Here is a 17,293-nt window from a genome sequence, read left to right on the forward strand (position 1 = left end):
TCAGAATTCCGAGGCAGGAAAGGGATGTGCGAGAAGCAAGGCGCGGCCGCCGGCCAGCGATATGCTGAGCCGCCCGCGAACTTCGTTCGACAAGGTCAGCGAGGAACCGAACGGCACCTCGACCTTGTCAAGAGGCCATTTGGCGCCCTCCTCGGAGAGGCCGGAGAGCGCGGAGAAGGCCAGCACCGAAAACAGCGTGCCGGCGTCATAGTCGAAGTCGGCAGCACCAGGGAGCAGAGGCACGCCCTCCTGGCGGCCGCTGGTGAGCAGCACCTCGGTGCCGGCTTCGGCAAGGCGAAGCCCCAACGCGAGATGGAGAAAGGCATGGTCGGCGCGCGGGCCGCCAAAGGCGCCGGCGAGAACGAGCGAGGTGGCGCCACGATCAAGCGCCGCGGCGATGGCCAACTCGCCGTCGGTCTTGTCCTTGTCGGCGGGAAAGGTCTCGCGCGGCAGGCCGGCCAGGCCGGGATCCAGGTCGGCCGGCACGGAATCGAAGTCGCCCAGCCAGAGTTCGGGGACGAGGTCGAGCGCGGCTGCGTGGCGGATACCGGAATCGGCCGCGATCACGCGGCTGCCCGCGACCTGGCGATCGAGGCGCGGCGTGCGGAAAACCTCGCCGCCGAGAAGGATGGTAAACCGGCTCATGCGAGGCCATTACCAGCCCGGCAGCCGAAACGGAAGGCCGCCGCGCGCGCCTGAAACTTGCGCTTGCACCGCCCCTTCGCCGGCTCTATTTCTTGGATCGCTCTAACGGGGTGCCTGTCGCGCGCAAGCGGGCCGGCTGAGAGGCTGGGAGAATTCCCGCCAACCCGCTGAACCTGATCCGGTTTGTACCGGCGGAGGGATTAGATGCTTCGGACGCCCCGGCGCTTCAAATTCCCTTTCAACCCTAATGAAGGAGGCGCCGATGCGCTCGCTGACCCTGTCGCTGACATCCGCCCTGGCGCTTGCCGCCGCTGCACTCCCCGCAGCGGCCGACGGCAAGCTCACCATCTACACCTATGAGAGCTTCACCGCCGAATGGGGCCCCGGCCCGCAGGTGAAGAAGGCTTTCGAGGCCGAATGCGCCTGCGCGGTCGATTTCGTCTCGGTGGCCGACGGCGTGGCGCTGCTCAACCGCGTCAAGCTCGAAGGTGCTGCGACTAAGGCCGACATCGTGCTCGGCCTCGACACCAACCTGACCGCCGAGGCCAAGGCCACCGGCCTGTTCGTGCCGCACGCCGCAGCGGGCAACGACATCAAGGTCCCCGGCGACTGGAAGGACGACACCTTCGTGCCCTACGACTACGGCTACTTCGCCGTCGTCTACGACACCGAGAAGCTGAAGAACCCGCCCAGGAGCCTGAAGGAACTGGTCGAGGGCAATCCCGAGGAAAAGATCGCCATCCAGGATCCGCGCACCTCGACGCCGGGCCTCGGCCTGCTGCTCTGGGTCAAGTCGGTCTATGGCGACAAGGCACCCGAAGCCTGGGCCAAGCTCAAGGGCCGCGTGCTGACCGTCACCCCGGGCTGGAGCGAGGCCTATGGCCTGTTCACCAAAGGCGAGGCGCCGATGGTGCTGTCCTACACGACTTCGCCCGCCTACCACATGGTCGCCGAGAACACCGAGCGCTACCAGGCCGCATCCTTCGAGGAAGGCCACTATCTGCAGATCGAGGTCGCCGGCATAACCACCACGGGCGCCAAGAACCCGCTGTCGGAGAAGTTCATGGCCTTCATGACCGGCCCCGGCTTCCAGAACACCATCCCCGAGACCAACTGGATGCTGCCGGCCGGCAAGACCGACAAGCCGCTCAACCCCGCCTTCGACAGACTGGTGAAGCCGTCGAAGACGCTCATCTTCAGCGCCGACGAGGTCGCCGCCAACCGCAAGGCCTGGGTCGACGAGTGGCTCGGCGTGATGAGCAAGTAAGACCATTGCTGAGATGATCGTGCCGCCCCTCATCCGCCTGCCGGCACCTTCTCCCCGTGAACGGGGAGAAGGGACAAGCGGCAACACCGACGCCCCCCTCTCCCCGTTCACGGGGAGAGGGTAGGGGTGAGGGGCAGCGCAGCCTTGACCAAATCCCCCACCGACCCCCGCATCGCCGCAGGCATCCTCGCGCTGGCGGCCATCGGCCTGCTGATCGGCGGTGCCTTCGCAGGCCTTGGGATCGAAGCCTGGCGCAACCCCGAAGGCGCCTATGCAGCCTTCGATTCCTATCTCTTTCGTATCGCCCGCTTCACGCTGTGGCAGGCCCTGCTGTCGATGCTGCTTTCGGTCGCCCCGGCGATTCTGGTTGCCCGTGCCCTGTCGCGACATCCCGAATTTCCCGGCCGCGGGCTGATCCTGCGCCTGTTCGCCGTGCCGCTGGCATTGCCGGCGATCGTCGCGGCCCTCGGCATCCTGACACTCTACGGCCGCGCCGGCTATTTCGCCGGCTCCCTCGGCGTGCTGGGCGGAGGCACCTGGCCCGGCATCTACGGCCTGTCGGGCATCCTCGTCGCGCATGTCTTCTTCAACCTGCCTCTCGCGACGCGACTGCTGCTCGAAGCCTTGCAGACGGTGCCGGCCGATCAATGGCGGCTGGCGAGCCAGCTCGGCATGGGCGCGCGCGCGAGCTTTCGGCTGATCGAATGGCCGGCGATGCACACGGCCCTGCCCGGCACCGCCGGGCTGGTGTTCATGCTCTGCATCACCTCCTTCACCATCGTACTCACGCTCGGCGGCGGCCCCGCCGCAACCACGCTGGAGGTCGCGATCTACCAGGCGCTGCGCTTCGACTTCGACCCCGCGCGGGCGGTGGCGCTGACGCTGCTGCAGATCGCGCTGACGGCGGCGGTGGTGGCCCTGCTGATGAAGCTCGGGGCCAACACGACGGGCGACGCCAACCTCTCGGTGGCGCGGCGCAATCATGTCGATGCCGGTATCGGCGAGAGGATCATGAACGGCGCCGTCATCCTCGCTGCACTGGTCTTCGTCGGCGGGCCGATGCTGGCCACCATCGCATCCGGACTGGAGGCCGACCTCGCTCGCCTTGCCGCCGAAGCCTCTGTCCGAAGTGCCACGCTGACGAGCCTCGTTTTCGCCTCGCTCTCGGCGACGCTGGCCTGCGCACTTTCCCTCTCGCTGGTCATGGCGCGGCACGTGCTTGCCGCCGCCCGAGCAGGCGACAAGCGACCGCTGATCGAGAAGATGACCGATACCGGCGCCGGCCTCGTCCTGGTGGTGCCGCCGATCGTCGTCGGAGCCGGCTGGTTCGTGCTGGTGCGGCAGGGCGTCGACGTCTTCGCGCTCGCGCCGGTCATGGTCGTGACCGTCAATGCGGTGATGGCTATGCCGTTTGCCGTGCGCGCCATCCGCCCGGCCCACGATGCCGCCGCCGAGCGCCACGAAAGGCTGTGCGCCCAACTGGGCATCGCCGGCTGGAGCCGCCTGCGCCTGATCGACTGGCCGGTGCTGCGGCGGCCGCTCGCCACGGCCTTCGCCTTCGCCGCAGCATTGTCGCTGGGCGACCTCGGCGTGATCGCGCTGTTCGGCAGCGACGCGGTGCAGACCCTGCCCTATCTTCTGCTCGCCCGCATGGGCAGCTACCGCACGGCCGACGCTGCCGGGCTGGCGCTGATGCTCGGGCTGCTGTGCCTGGCACTGATGATGCTCGCCGACCGGCTCGGCAAGGAGACTTCGCGATGACGGCAAGGGGCGAAGCGGTGCGGCTCGACCGGGTGCTGTTCAGCTATGCGGAAACCATGGTGCGTTTCGACGTGGACTTCGCTCCCGGCGAGATCACCGCGATCATGGGACCGAGCGGCGCCGGCAAGTCGACGCTGCTCAATCTGGTGGCCGGCTTCGAGGAGCCACGAGAGGGCCGTGTGCTGATCGGCGGAGCAGACGTGACCATCGCGCCGCCTTCCGGGCGCCCGGTCTCGATGGTGTTCCAGGAGAACAACCTCTTCGCCCATCTCGACGTCGCCAGCAATGTCGGGCTGGGGCGCTCTCCCGCCCTCAAGCTCACGGCTTCAGACCGCGAAGACGTGCAGGAGGCGCTGACGCGCGTCGGCCTCGCCGGCATGGCGAATCGGCTGCCGCGGGAACTGTCCGGCGGCGAGCGCCAGCGTGTCGCGCTGGCCCGAGTCCTTGTGCGCGACCGGCCGGTTTTGCTCCTGGATGAACCGTTCGCCTCGCTTGGACCAGCGCTGCGCGACGAGATGCTGGACCTGCTCGCGGGCGTGCATGCAGAACGGCCGATGACCGTGCTTTTTGTGACACACCAACCCGAAGACGCGCGAAAACTGGCCAAAAACATGGTTTTCGTCGAAGCAGGCACGGTCGCGGCAAGCGGCAAAGCCGTTGATTTCTTCGACAATTCTGGACCGGAGGCGTTCCGCCGCTATATCGGTGCCGAACGTGACTGAGCCGATCACGGGAATTTGCCCGGAAGCGGACATAATTTGCAGTCAAATCGCCACAATGACCAAGCGCGCCTTATTGTCTCGGCATGGTGAGTGTGGCTAGGTCCACGCGATACCGTCGGGTAATGCTTCGCCGCTGCCCAGACCACCGAAAGGAAGCTGCCCTGCCTATCCGCCGCCACGGCCCTACCGAGAAGCCCATGTCACGCCGCTCGCGACTTGCCCTCGCGGTCGCGCTGACGGCGCTCGTCGCCGGGTGCCAGGTGCTCAATCCGGCCGACGTCCGCGAGTCCGGCTTCCAGCCTTCGAACAACCCGGTGACGGTCGACAACGTCTCGCGCAACGACAAGTTCGCCGAGATCGCCAAGGCACAGCATCCGCGCATCCTCGCCACCTATGGCGGCGAGTATTCCGACCCGAAGCTGGAGCGCATGGTGGCTAAGGTGGTCGGCAGCCTGACCACGGCGTCGGCCAACCCGAACCAGACCTACCGCATCACCATCCTCAACTCGCCCAACGTCAACGCCTTCGCGCTGCCGGGCGGCTATCTCTACGTGACCCGCGGCCTGCTGGCGCTCGCCAACGATTCGGCCGAGCTCGCCGCCGTGATCTCGCACGAGATGGGCCACGTGACCGCCAATCACGGCGTCCAGCGCCAGCAGAAGGAAGCCGAGGAGGTACTGGCGACGAAGGTCGTGACCGACGTGCTCGGCGAGAGCCCGACGGCCAAGGCGGCACTCATCCGTGGCAAGCTCCGGCTCGCCCAGTTCTCGCGCAACCAGGAGCTGGAGGCCGACGGCATCGGCATCAAGACCAGCGGGCAGGCCGGCTACGATCCGTTCGCCGCGGGCCGCTTCCTGCAGTCGATGGCGTCCTACAGCGACTTCCGCTCCGTCAGCGGCGCCACCGACGCCAGCCTCGACTTCCTTGCCAGCCACCCCAACGCGCCGCAGCGCATCGACCTGGCCCAGCGCCACGCGCGCCAGTTCGGGGCGCCGGGCATCGGCCGGCGCGACCGCGACTCCTTCCTGGCCGGCATCGACGGTCTGCTGTTCGGCGATACGCCGGAAGAAGGCTATGTGCGCGGCACCAACTTCCTCCATCCCAAGCTCGGCATATCCTTTGCGGTGCCGCAGGGCTTCATCATCGACAACACGGCCGCCGCCGTCACCGCGACCGGTCCGGGCAACATCGCCATCCGCTTCGACGGCGTGAGCATCAACAACAACATGTCGCTGCCGGACTACATCCGCAGCGGCTGGGTGGCGGGCCTCGATCCCGCCAGCGTGCAGGCCCAGACCATCAACGGCAACGAAGCAGCCTTTGCGCGCGCCAGCGCCGAGGGCTGGCAGTTCGACATCGTCGTCATCCGGGCGGAGACGCAGGTCTACCGCCTGCTGACGGCAGCACCGACGGCAAGCAACCAGCTCGACAGCATCGCACGCACGGTGAGCTCCAGCTTCCACGTCATGACCGCCGCTGAGAAGGCTGCGCTCCGGCCGCTGCGCATTCGCGTCGTCACGGTTCAGCCGGGCCAGACCATGGGATCGCTTGCCGCGAGCATGGTCGGCGTCGATCGCAAGCTCGACCTGTTCCGCGTGCTCAACGCCCTTGGCCCCGGCGCCACCGTTTCGGCCGGCGACAAGGTCAAGATCGTCACGGACAGGTAGGCTTCAGGCACCGACGAAATCGACGTTCTGCTTGACCAACGCCGATTTCAGCTTCTCCAGCGCGCGCGTCTCGATCTGCCGGACGCGCTCCTTGGAAATGCCGAGCGTGGTGCCAAGTTGCTCGAGGGTGGCCCCCTCCTCGCTCAGCCGGCGCTCCTCGATGATCTGCAGCTCGCGCGCATTGAGCACGCCGAGCGCATCGCGCAGCCAGCCGGAGCGCCGCTCGATGTCGATCGCCTCGCAGACCAGTTCGTCCGGGAGCGGCTCGTCCGAAACCAGCAGGTCCATGCGCTCGCCGGCATCCATGTCGTCGTTGAGCGGGGCATTGAGGGAGGCGTCGGGCACCGACAGGCGCATGTCCATCGTCGCGACGTCGGCCTCCGACACGCCCAAGGCAACCGAGATCTCGTGATAGGCCGAAGAGCCGCCGATCAGCCCGCCGCTCTGGGCGAGCCGCGCGCGCATCCTGCGGAGATTGAAGAACAGGGATTTCTGGGCCGAACTGGTGCCGCCCCTGACGATCGACCAGTTGCGCAGGATGTAGTCCTGCATCGAAGCCCTGATCCACCAGGTGGCATAGGTGGAGAAGCGCACGTCGCGCTCCGGTTCGAAACGCGCCGCAGCTTCCAGCAGGCCGACATGCCCTTCCTGGATCAGATCGCTGAGCGGCAGGCCGTAGCGGCGAAACTTCACGGCCATGGCGATGACCAGACGCATGTGAGCGGTGGTGATGCGGTTCAAGGCATCCTGGTCGTGCTGTTCTTTCCAGCGGAAAGCCAGATCGCGTTCCTCAATGCGATCCAGGTAAGGCGCGCGCGATGCCGCCTTCAGCATCATCTGTTCGCCGGCGAGGCCTGCCCTGTCCATAGCCATGCCCTGCTCTCTCAAATTGCGCTGCCAAGGCGCGGAGCGCAACCTGACCCGCCCCGCAGAGCCATAAACGCGACATCGGGGCCAATGTTCCACGGTCGCGGCGATGCGCCCGGATTGCAGGAATTCCATTCTAAGAGATAAGTATAATTGAAATTTCATTCCTTATGCCGTTTCCTGGCTTCTGACAGATTGCGCCTCATCACAACGCGCCCGACAAACAAGGCCGGGCAAGGAAATCGGGATCACAGAAAATGAAGTCGCTGAAATCGCTGGCCCTCGCAGCAACGCTCCAGCTCGCAGCCGTCCTGGCCGGTCATGCCGGCGAAAACCTAGACCAGATCAAGGCCGCCGGGGTGTTCAAGATCGGCACCGAGGGCACCTACGCGCCCTTCACCTACCACGACGCCTCGGGCGCGCTGGTCGGCTTCGACGTCGAGATCGGCAAGGAGATCGCCAAGCGCCTCGGCGTGAAAGCCGAATTCCTCGAGGGCAAGTGGGACGGCCTGATCGCCGGCATCGACGCCAACCGCTACGACGCCGTCATCAACCAGGTCGGCATCACCGAGGCACGCCAGGCCAAGTACGACTTTTCCGAGCCCTACATCGCCTCCAAGGCGGTGCTGATCGTTCGCGGCGACAATTCCGAGATCAAGGGCTTCGCCGACCTCAAGGGCAAGAAGTCGGCCCAGTCGCTGACCAGCAACTTCGGCAAGATCGCAGAATCGAACGGCGCCGAGCTCGTCGGCACCGACGGCTTCGACCAGTCGATCCAGCTGGTGCTGAACGGCCGCGCCGACGCCACCATCAACGACAGCCTGTCCTTCTACGACTTCAAGAAGCAGAAGCCCGACGCCGACGTGAAGATCGTGGCCGAGGAAGCGAAGGCCGACTTCTCCGGCGTGATCGTGCGCAAGGGCGACCCGGAGCTGGTCGCGGCCATCAACAAGGCGCTCGCCGAGATCAAGGCCGACGGTACCTACAAGAAGATCTCCGAGACCTATTTCGGCACGGACGTCTCGCAGTAAGCATTCCTATCGGGGCGGGCCGCCGTCAGGCGTCCGTCCCCTTCCATTTTCTGCATGAACTCGCCCGGAAAATCTGCGATTTTCCGGGCTCGTCGTTATGGAAAGAGCCTTCGCCTTGCCCCACTGGCTTCAATTGATGCTGGACTCGCTCGGCCCGCTGCTGTGGGCCGCCCTTGTCTTCACCGCGCCCCTTACGCTGCTTTCCTTCGTCCTCGGCCTGGCGGTCGGCCTTGGGGCAGCGCTTCTGCGCCTATTCGGCCCGGCCCCGCTTACTGCCGTCGTCCGCTTCTACGTGTGGATCATCCGCGGCACGCCGCTCCTGGTGCAGCTGTTCCTGATCTTTTACGGCCTGCCCAGCCTAGGCATCGTGCTCGACGCCTTTCCGGCGGCCCTGATCGGCTTCACCCTCAACATCGGCGCCTATTCGTCGGAGATCATCCGCGCCGTCATCACCTCCGTGCCGAAGGGCCAGTGGGAAGCGGCCTATTCGATCGGCATGACCTGGACGCAGGCGATGCGGCGCACGATCCTCCCGCAGGCCGCGCGCGTGGCGGTGCCGCCGCTCTCCAACACCTTCATCTCGCTGGTCAAGGACACCTCGCTTGCGGCCGCAATCACGGTGCCCGAGATGTTCCAGGCGGCCCAGCGCATCGTCGCCACCACCTACGAGCCGCTGATCCTCTATGTCGAGGCAGCACTGCTCTACCTTGCCATGAGCTCGGTGCTTTCGACCCTGCAGGTCCGCCTCGAGAAGCGGCTCAACCGCTACGGCGGCTTCCTGGAGGCGCGCTCATGATCGGCCTTTCGAACATCGTCAAGCGCTTCGGCGACAACACGGTCATCAGGGACGTGTCGGTCGACATCCGCGAAGGCAGCGTGACCGCGCTCGTCGGTCCCTCGGGCGGCGGCAAGAGCACGCTTTTGCGCTGCATCAACCTTTTGGAAATCCCGACGTCGGGCACGGTGCGCGTCGGCGACGACGCCATAGAATTCAAGCCGGGCGCGCGGGCCTCGACCAAGGCCATCCAGAAGCTGCGCCGGCAGACCGGCATGGTGTTCCAGAACTTCCAGCTGTTTCCGCATCGCACGGCGATCGAGAACGTCATGGAAGGCCTGGTGACGGTGCTGAAATGGCCGGAGGCCAAGGCCCGCGAACGCGCCGCGGCATTGCTCGAAAAGGTCGGCATGGCCCACAAGGCCGACGCCTGGCCGGCGACCTTGTCAGGCGGCCAGCAGCAGCGCGTGGCCATCGCCCGGGCGCTGGCGCCTTCGCCCAAGGTGCTGCTCTGCGACGAGCCGACCTCCGCGCTGGATCCGGAACTCGCTCAGGAAGTGGTCGACGTGCTCGGCCAGCTTGCCAGCGAAGGCACGACCATGGTGATGGCGACCCACGACCTGCGGCTGGCCTCCAAGATCGCGCAGAAGGTGGTGTTCCTCGAGGCCGGCTCGATCGTCGAGGAAGGCTCGGCCAGCGAAGTGTTCGGCAATCCCAGGCACCAGCGCACCCGCCGCTTCATCGCCTCGATCACCCACCAGCACGGCGAAGGCAGCGGCGGCGAAGGCTGAGGATTTTCAGTCGGACTCCGAAACGGTGCCGGCTTGGCAGCAATAAAAAAACCCGGCCGAGGCCGGGTTTTTCATGATCTGGAATGATGCGGCCGATCAGGCGGCTTCTTCCTGTTCGGCGTCGGCTTCCTCGTTGTCGGCCTTGGCACCGCGCTTCGGACCCTTGTTGAGGTTGGTCTCGATGAGACGGACGGCCTCGGTCTCCGACAAGCGGTTCACGGCCGCGATCTCGCGCGCCATGCGGTCGAGCGCGGCTTCATAGAGCTGGCGCTCGGAATAGGACTGCTCCGGCTGGTTGTCGGCGCGGTAGAGGTCGCGCACGACCTCCGAGATGGAGATGAGGTCGCCGGAATTGATCTTCGCATCATATTCCTGGGCGCGGCGCGACCACATGGTGCGCTTGACGCGGGCGCGGCCCTGCACGACCTTCAGCGCGCGGTCGACATAGTCGGTCTCGGAGAGCTTGCGCATGCCGATGGAGGTCGCCTTGGCGACCGGCACCTTGAGGCGCATCTTGTCCTTCTGGAAGTCGATTACGAACAGCTCGAGCTTGTGTCCCGCCACTTCCTGCTCGTCGATGGAGACGATCTGGCCGACGCCGTGCGCCGGATAGACGATGAACTCACCGGTCTTGAAACCGTGACGTGCTGCGGATTTCTTCTGCGGGATGGAAGTTGCCATACGCCCTGAACTCCTTCTTGTGGCGCCGGCCCGCCGAGGCCGGCTTTAAGGGGCGGTCGCCAAGCGCGACCTTGTGCCGCACGCAAAATCGACCCCCAATCCGAGAGATTGAACCGGGCACTCGCAAATGCGACTGCCGGCCCAGATTTCTCTGGTCCGGATTGAGGTTGTCACCTTTCAGTGAATTAGGCTTCGCGCCATAGATCGACGTTGTGTCACCGGCATGTTGCCGTACCTCTAACACAAAAAGTCGGAAGAATCAAGATTTTGCTGCATGCGCGAAGAGACTGCCGCGTCAAGAGACAAGCGCGGCACGGAAACTTCACGCTGTGGCACGGGGCTGCGGCGCAGCCCTCAGTTGCCTTCGCCCGGCTCCGCCGAGAAGTACTTCTCGAACTTGCCTTCGACCCCGTCGAACTCCTTGGCCTCGGGCAATTCGGGCTTCTTGACCGTCAGGTTCGGCCACTTGCTGGCATATTCGGTGTTGACCTGGAGCCACTTCTCCAGGCCCGGCTCGGTGTCCGGCTTGATGGCGTCGGCCGGGCATTCGGGCTCGCAGACGCCACAGTCGATGCATTCGTCGGGATGAATGACGAGCATGTTCTCGCCTTCGTAGAAACAGTCGACCGGACAGACCTCGACGCAGTCGGTGTACTTGCACTTGATGCAATTGTCGGTGACGACATAGGTCATGCGGTAGGCTCCGGGACTTCCCGTACGGGCGAACTTTGTCGGTGAGGTAGCCCCTTTGCCGGGCCGTTGCAAGGGCGGCCATTCCACGCAGACGGCCCCTGGCGGAACGGCTTTCTCATCTTTGCGCTCCAGCCGCCTCAGTCGCCGCGCAGCCGGTCGGTAGCCCTGCGCTCCCGCTTGGTCGGGCGGCCGCTGCCGGCATCGCGCAGGGGCGGGCGCGCGTCGGGCGGCGCCTGGTCCTTGGGCGTCGGCGCGGGCGAGAGATCCTCGTAGAGCAGCCGCGCCTCTTCGGCCGGACCGCGGCGAAAGCCGGCCGACAGCACCTTGTAGACCAGGATACGGCGGTCGAGCGCGATCGTCAGCACGTCGCCCGTCTTGACGATATCGGATGCCTGGTCGAGCTTGCGGCCATTGAGGCGGACCCCGCCGGTCTGCACCAGCTTGGCCGCCAGCGAGCGCGACTTGACCGCACGCGAGAAGAACAGCCACTTGTCGATGCGCTGTCTTCCCTCGCCGGCCAAGGTTGCTACTTCTTGAGCTGGTCGCGCAACGCCGCGAGCTTGGCGAAGGGCGAGTCGGGATCGATCCGCGCCGGACGCTCCTCGCGCGGCTTCTGCTGGAATGCGGGCTTGCCCTTGAAGCCGCCGCGATCGCCGTGCTTTTCGCCACCCGGACGATCGCCACGGCCGCGGTGCTCGGGACGTCCGCCCTCGCCCTGCGGCTTGCCGCCGGGCTTGCGATCAAAGCGCGGACGACCGCCATCGCGTCCCTCGCCACCTTCACGCGGGCCGCCGCGATTGGCCTCGCCGCTGCGCGCCGCCTGGCCGTTGCGCTGGTCGCCGCGCGGACGGTTGTCCTGGCGATGGTTGCGCGGACGGTGCTCGAAGCGTGCCTGACGCCACAGCAGGATGGGCTTGGGTTCTTCCGCAGCTTCCGATGCCTCCGCCGCAACGGTTTCGACCGGTGCCGCCTCGGCAGCAGGCGCATCGACCGGGCCCGACTCCGGCTCGGCTTCGGCCTCGACCGCAGCGACCGGTTCGGGCGTCACTTCGGCAACCGGCTCGGCAGCGACCGCTGCCGGCTCGGCGGCAGCTTCCGGCGCCTGTTCGGCGTCCGGCGCCTCCGCGGCATCGGCAGCTTCGGCAAATGCCTCCGTCGATACCTCGGCAGCCTCGCCGGCCGCAGCCTCTCCGGCGGCTGCCGCCTTGGCCGCCGCAGCCTGGGCCGCCGCTTCGCGCGCAGCGGTGTCGATCGTCTCGAGCTTGTCCTTGACCTCGGCGGCCGGCTTGGGCTCGGCGCGATAGCCGAGGCCCTTGAGGATCTCTTCCATGTCGTCGCCGGTGGCGCCGAGGATCGACATCATCTGCGGCGTCACGATGAACGAGCTGCCGTCATAGGCTCCGTCGGGGCGCGCGCCGGCGCCCTGCCGCCAGGCCAGCGCCGGGCGGATGAGGTCGGCGAGACGCTCGAGGATGTCGACGCGCACCGCGCGGCGCCCGAGGTTGCGGAAGCCGGCCAGCCTGTAGAATGCCTTGTCGAAGGCCTGGTCGATGACGACCGAGGTGCGCCCTGCGGCCAGCGCATGAACGACGTCGCCGAAACCCGGCTTGTCCTTGCCGTCGTTCTTGAGAGCCCAGAGCAGGGTGACGAGCCCGGCGGGCGCCGGCTTGATCAGCGCCGGCACGAAGACATGGTAGGCGCCGAAGCGCACGCCGAGGCGACGCAGCGCGGCGCGGCCTTCCTGGTCGAGCGACTTCACGTCCTCGGCGATGTCGCGGCGGTTGATGAGACCGAAGTTCTCGACGAGCCGGAAGGCGATGCCCCGGCCGATGCCGGACAGCTGCTCGGCCGACTTGAGGTCGACCAGCGGCTTGAGCAGCAGTTCGGCCTGGAAATTGACGAAGCGCTCGGCGCGCGCCGCGACCTTGTCGCGCGCAGGACCGGTCAGCTGCTCGTCGGCGAGCAGCACGACGCGCGGCTTGAGCGGGTCCTCGCCCTCGACCAGCGTGCCGATCGGCGCGCCGATCCAGCGCAGGACGCCATCCGATCCCAGCGCGATGTCGCCATTGGGCGATGCGGCAAAGCGCTCGGCGCGCGTCTCGAATTCCGTCGCCAGCGCCTTCTGCGCCGCCGTGCGCACTGCCTTGGCATCCTCGCCGCCGGCGCTTTGGTCGGCGGTGAAGCGGAACCCTTGCAGTTCGCCGACATGGTGGCCTTCGACGAGGACGGTTCCGGACGGGCTGATTTCGGCTTCAAGCATGGTGTTTTCTCTAAGGCGGCGCATGAGGACGGAAGTCCTGCGGTCTACAAAGCGTTTCGTCAACCGTTCATGCAGCGCATCCGACAATCTGTCCTCGATGTCGCGCGTTTTTTCCTGCCAGTGTGCCGGATCGGCAAGCCAGCCGGGGCGGTTGGAGACGAAAGTCCAGGTGCGGATCTGGGCGATCCGGTGCGAAAGCGTGTCGATGTCGCCCTCGGTGGAGTCGGCGCGACGTACCTGCTCGGCCATGTAGGCTTCATCGACATGGCCGCGCCGGACGAGATCGTCATACATCGAGGCAATGAGGTCGGCATGCTGCGCAGGGGCTATCTTGCGGTAGTCTGGCAACGCGCAGGCTTCCCAAAGGAGCGCGACGCGCTCGCGATTGATGGCGAGCGAACGAATGGCGGGGTCGCGCGACAGGTGCTCGAGCGCCTGCGCATCCACCGCCGGCAGGGCGCGCGTAAGCCCCTCGACCGGCGCGACGGTATCTATCGACCGCTTGAGCGCGTCGAGGCTCGCGAAATCGAAGGTGGCGGTGCGCCACTGCAGCACCTTCACCGGCTCGAAGTCATGTCCTTCGATCTTCTCGACCAGTTCCTCGTCGAGCGGGTCGACCTGGCCGGTGACGCCGAAAGTGCCGTCGCGCAGGTGGCGGCCGGCCCGGCCGGCGATCTGGCCGAGTTCGGCGGCAGTGAGCTGGCGGTACTGGTAGCCGTCGAACTTTCGGTTCTGGGCGAAGGCGACGTGGTCGACGTCGAGGTTGAGCCCCATGCCGATGGCATCGGTGGCGATCAGGTAGTCGACGTCGCCGGACTGGAACAGGGCCACCTGGGCGTTGCGCGTGCGGGGGCTCAACGCGCCGAGCACGACGGCCGCTCCGCCCTGCTGCCGCCGGATCAGCTCGGCGATGCCGTAGACCTCGTCGGCCGAGAAGGCGACGATGGCCGAGCGGCGCGGCAGGCGGGTCAGTTTCTTCGAGCCGGCATAGGCAAGGTGCGACAGGCGCGGCCGGGTGACCACGGACACGCCCTTCAGCAGCTTCTGCAGGATGCCCTGCATGGTCCCCGCGCCGAGCAGCAGCGTCTCCTGGCGGCCGCGCAGATGCAGGATGCGGTCGGTGAAGATGTGGCCGCGCTCGAGGTCGCCGGCGAGTTGCACCTCGTCGATGGCGACGAAGGCCGCGTCGGTCTGGCGCGGCATCGCCTCGACCGTGCAGACGGAGTATCTCGCACCGGCCGGCTGGATCTTCTCCTCGCCGGTGATCAGCGCCACCTTGTGGGCACCGACCTTCTCGCAGATGCGGCCATAGACCTCGCGGGCGAGCAAGCGCAGCGGCAGCCCGATCACCCCGCTCTCATGCGAGATCATCCGCTCGATGGCGAGGTGGGTCTTGCCGGTATTGGTCGGCCCGAGAACCGCGGTGACGTCGCGGCCTGACAGGATCAGCGGATCGTTCTGCCTGGAATGCACATTCATTTCTAGGAACCGCCCTCGGCGCCAGGATCGGCCCGGCGTTGCGGCGCCCGCGGCGCCGAGTGGACACATAGGGATTTGCGCGCCAAAGCGAAAGCGGAATGTTCCGATTTAACGGTTGGAACGAGTCTGGAACGAATCAGCGACGAATCACTGACTCCAGATGATTCAGGTTTTGTTCACCCCAACATATTGAAGAAGGCAAGACAGGCCACACCACATGCAGATTCGCTAAAGTGAACATTTCGCACCTCGCCGCCAGACTCGTTAACCCTTGCCGGCCAATCGCCGCAGCGGACGGCGCCTGCTGAATCAAAGTAATGAAATCGTTCACCTTTCCTACCCTGGCGTTAACGGCGGGCAGGCCTGCAACCGGCATTTCGTTAAGATTTGAACCAAATGCGGAACGAACTGGCGACGAATCGCTGACCGGAGAGGTTTCCCGGTTCGTTCCCTACTAGATGTTGTGGGCATAACCGCTTGTCCACCGACTGCGCACAGGCCATGCACAAGCTTACCCACAATGCCGCACGTGGCTCGTTAACCCTTGCGTGCCAATCCGGCACAACATGATTCAGCGAAAAATACCTGTGATTGCATAACCTTACTGGAACCACACCCGTTGCGCGGGCGATCAGGCCATGTCTCCATGCCGGAGTTGAGTCTGTGCGGCGGGGGTTGCCAGACGGGGGCCTCCGGAAAATGCGGCGCACCGCGCAGGCGCGCGACACTGGAGGGAATGACATCATGTCCAAACGTCTGCTCGCCGAGTTCCTCGGCACATTCTGGCTCGTCTTCGGCGGCTGCGGCAGCGCAGTCCTTGCGGCTGCGTTCCCCGACCTCGGCATCGGGTTCCTCGGCGTAGCGTTTGCGTTCGGCCTGACCGTACTCACCATGGCCTATGCCGTGGGCGGCATTTCGGGGGGCCACTTCAATCCGGCCGTGTCGGTCGGTCTCCTGGTCGGCGGCCGTTTCGACGCCAAAGACCTGATCCCCTATGTGGTCGCCCAGGTGCTCGGCGCGATCCTGGCTTCGGCGGCGCTCTACCTGATCGTCAGCGGCAAGGCCGACTTCGCCGGCATCGGCGGCTTCGCCACCAACGGCTATGGCGATGCCTCGCCGGGCAAATACGGACTGTCCTCGGCGCTGCTCATCGAGGTCGTGCTGACCTTCATGTTCCTGATGATCATCCTCGGCTCGACCCACGGCCGCGTGCCCAAGGGTTTCGCCCCCATCGCCATCGGCCTGGCGCTCACCCTGATCCACCTGATCTCGATCCCGGTCACCAACACATCGGTCAACCCGGCACGTTCGACCGGGCCGGCGCTGTTCGTCGGCGGAATGGCGCTGCAGCAGCTCTGGCTGTTCTGGGTGGCGCCGATGGTCGGGGCGATCCTTGCCGGCATCGCCCACAAGGCGCTGTTCGAAACGGAATGAGCGATCGCAGGCGGGATCGGCCTGACGCCGCACGCCGCTGAACTGTTGCCGCGCTGCCGCGTGTCGGCATCCGGCAATGAAAAAGGCCCGCAGTCTCGCGACTGCGGGCCTCTTTTTGTTCGCTAGCTTCGATTAGAACGCTGCGTCGAGACGCAGGAAGCCGCTGAACACGCCGTCGCCGTTGTTGAGGGCCTCGAAGGTGTCGCCGTCATTGTAGTTGATGGCGAGCTTGGCATCGAGGTTCTCGACGATATTGTAGTCGACAACCGCACCAACCGCCCAATCGTTGGCCTTGCCGCCGTCGGCGGCAGTCCACGAATGCGCATTGCCGAAGTACTGACCGCCGAAGCCGAGGGCCAGCTTCTGGTTGACCTGGTACTTCAGGTAGGCGGCAACCGACCATTCGTAGCCGAAGTAAGGCGTGCCCTCGATCTCGGGCAGGATGCCCGGAAGACCGCTGACGCTCCAGTAGGTCGGGCCGGATTCGTAGAATGCAAGCATCTCGACGGAGAGTGCGTCGGTCGCCTTGATGGTGGCCATACCCTTGAGGGCGAATTCTTCGAAGGCGTTGTCATAGCCGGCGAACAGGGCGACCGAGCCCCAGCCCTGAGCAATCGACACCTTACCAACGACGAGCGGAACGTAGTCGTAGTTTTCCGACTCTTCTTCCAGGCTGAGCGAGACGGCAACGCCGTTGCCGGCATCGTAGGTGTAGCGGATCTGATTGATGCGCTCGCCGCCGCCGTTGTCGAATTCACCCGACAGGTCGCCGTCGAACAGCGTGTCGGTGTGACCGACGAGCAGGCCGCCGAGTTCGAAGAAGGCGTGACGCAGCGAGGTGCCGCTTTCGTCCGGGTTCTGGAAGTCGCCGTTGTCATCGAAGCCACCGCCGCCGGCGCGTGCTTCGAATTCGATATAGCGACGGAACGTGCCGTACTCGGTTTCCGAACGGGCGTCGAACTGCAGACGAGCCTTGGCAACCTTGTTCCAGCCGTCGTCGAGATCGGTGAAGCCGATTTCGTAGCGAACGAGGCCGCCGACCTTCAGGCAGGTCTCGGTGCCGGGGATGTAGAAGAAGCCGGCGCCGTAGACGTCGCAGACGCGGACATATTCAGCGGGCTCCGGGTCAGCGACGACGACAGCGTCCGCTGCACGAGCGCCGGAGACGGCGACCAGGGCCGCAGCGGAGCCGAGAAGAAGGCTCTTAATGTTCATTTTCA

At 65.8% G+C, this 17,293-nt stretch carries 14 protein-coding genes, 1 pseudogene and 1 riboswitch; of the genes and pseudogenes, 8 read left to right on the forward strand and 7 right to left on the reverse strand.

Annotation, left to right across the window (positions count from 1 at the left end):
* Positions 1-645, reverse strand: a complete 645-nt coding sequence (locus tag AmiPiv_RS13415) for a thiamine diphosphokinase (RefSeq protein ID WP_340037963.1) — start codon at positions 643-645, stop codon at positions 1-3.
* Positions 646-741: 96 nt separating this feature from the next.
* Positions 742-862: riboswitch (TPP riboswitch) on the forward strand.
* 45 nt (positions 863-907) lie between these two features.
* Between AmiPiv_RS13415 and thiB the strand changes: the two genes are divergently transcribed.
* From thiB to AmiPiv_RS13435, 4 genes and pseudogenes are all read left to right on the forward strand, one after another.
* Entirely contained in the window at positions 908-1,912 is a 1,005-nt protein-coding gene (gene thiB / locus AmiPiv_RS13420) for a thiamine ABC transporter substrate binding subunit (protein ID WP_340037964.1), read from the forward strand.
* Between the two features lie 144 nt (positions 1,913-2,056).
* A complete protein-coding gene (gene thiP, locus AmiPiv_RS13425) occupies positions 2,057-3,673 on the forward strand; it encodes a thiamine/thiamine pyrophosphate ABC transporter permease (RefSeq protein WP_340037965.1) in 1,617 nt (538 codons plus the stop codon).
* Positions 3,670-4,430 (forward strand): annotated as a pseudogene (gene thiQ / locus AmiPiv_RS13430) (thiamine ABC transporter ATP-binding protein). The gene thiP and the pseudogene thiQ overlap by 4 nt, the downstream one beginning before the upstream one ends.
* A 162-nt stretch (positions 4,431-4,592) precedes the next feature.
* Positions 4,593-6,062 (forward strand): M48 family metalloprotease, encoded by a 1,470-nt coding sequence (locus AmiPiv_RS13435; RefSeq protein ID WP_340037967.1) that lies wholly within the window; start codon positions 4,593-4,595, stop codon positions 6,060-6,062.
* Between the two features lie 3 nt (positions 6,063-6,065).
* Here AmiPiv_RS13435 and AmiPiv_RS13440 read toward each other — a convergent pair whose 3' ends face one another.
* Entirely contained in the window at positions 6,066-6,935 is an 870-nt protein-coding gene (locus AmiPiv_RS13440) for an RNA polymerase factor sigma-32 (protein WP_340037968.1), read from the reverse strand.
* A 251-nt stretch (positions 6,936-7,186) separates the two neighbouring features.
* Here AmiPiv_RS13440 and AmiPiv_RS13445 point away from each other — a divergent pair, with 251 nt between their 5' ends.
* The 3 genes from AmiPiv_RS13445 (at position 7,187) to AmiPiv_RS13455 (ending at position 9,526) form a co-directional block, all read left to right on the forward strand.
* Positions 7,187-7,960, forward strand: coding sequence for an amino acid ABC transporter substrate-binding protein (locus tag AmiPiv_RS13445; RefSeq protein WP_340037969.1), 774 nt, complete (start codon positions 7,187-7,189; stop codon positions 7,958-7,960).
* A 115-nt stretch (positions 7,961-8,075) separates the two neighbouring features.
* Positions 8,076-8,756 (forward strand): amino acid ABC transporter permease, encoded by a 681-nt coding sequence (locus AmiPiv_RS13450; RefSeq protein ID WP_340037970.1) that lies wholly within the window; start codon positions 8,076-8,078, stop codon positions 8,754-8,756.
* Positions 8,753-9,526 carry an amino acid ABC transporter ATP-binding protein gene (locus tag AmiPiv_RS13455; RefSeq protein WP_340037971.1) on the forward strand — a complete coding sequence of 258 codons (774 nt, stop codon included), beginning with the start codon at positions 8,753-8,755 and terminating at the stop codon, positions 9,524-9,526. The genes AmiPiv_RS13450 and AmiPiv_RS13455 overlap by 4 nt, the downstream gene beginning before the upstream one ends.
* 96 nt (positions 9,527-9,622) lie before the next feature.
* Here the strand turns inward: AmiPiv_RS13455 and AmiPiv_RS13460 are convergent, their stop codons facing one another.
* The 4 genes from AmiPiv_RS13460 to AmiPiv_RS13475 form a co-directional block, all read right to left on the reverse strand.
* Positions 9,623-10,207 carry a CarD family transcriptional regulator gene (locus AmiPiv_RS13460; RefSeq protein WP_340037972.1) on the reverse strand — a complete coding sequence of 195 codons (585 nt, stop codon included), beginning with the start codon at positions 10,205-10,207 and terminating at the stop codon, positions 9,623-9,625.
* Positions 10,208-10,561: 354 nt separating this feature from the next.
* Positions 10,562-10,900 carry a ferredoxin FdxA gene (gene fdxA, locus AmiPiv_RS13465; protein WP_340037973.1) on the reverse strand — a complete coding sequence of 113 codons (339 nt, stop codon included), beginning with the start codon at positions 10,898-10,900 and terminating at the stop codon, positions 10,562-10,564.
* Positions 10,901-11,037: 137 nt separating this feature from the next.
* Positions 11,038-11,421 (reverse strand): RNA-binding S4 domain-containing protein, encoded by a 384-nt coding sequence (locus AmiPiv_RS13470; protein WP_340037974.1) that lies wholly within the window; start codon positions 11,419-11,421, stop codon positions 11,038-11,040.
* Between the two features lie 5 nt (positions 11,422-11,426).
* Entirely contained in the window at positions 11,427-14,639 is a 3,213-nt protein-coding gene (locus AmiPiv_RS13475) for a helicase-related protein (protein WP_340037975.1), read from the reverse strand.
* Between the two features lie 744 nt (positions 14,640-15,383).
* Between AmiPiv_RS13475 and aqpZ the strand changes: the two genes are divergently transcribed.
* Positions 15,384-16,073, forward strand: coding sequence for an aquaporin Z (gene aqpZ / locus AmiPiv_RS13480; protein ID WP_340037976.1), 690 nt, complete (start codon positions 15,384-15,386; stop codon positions 16,071-16,073).
* 132 nt (positions 16,074-16,205) lie between these two features.
* Here the strand turns inward: aqpZ and AmiPiv_RS13485 are convergent, their stop codons facing one another.
* Entirely contained in the window at positions 16,206-17,288 is a 1,083-nt protein-coding gene (locus AmiPiv_RS13485) for a porin (RefSeq protein WP_340037977.1), read from the reverse strand.
* Positions 17,289-17,293 lie beyond the last annotated feature (5 nt).

Source organism: Aminobacter sp. Piv2-1, from assembly GCF_037625995.1.
Taxonomy (GTDB): domain Bacteria; phylum Pseudomonadota; class Alphaproteobacteria; order Rhizobiales; family Rhizobiaceae; genus Aminobacter.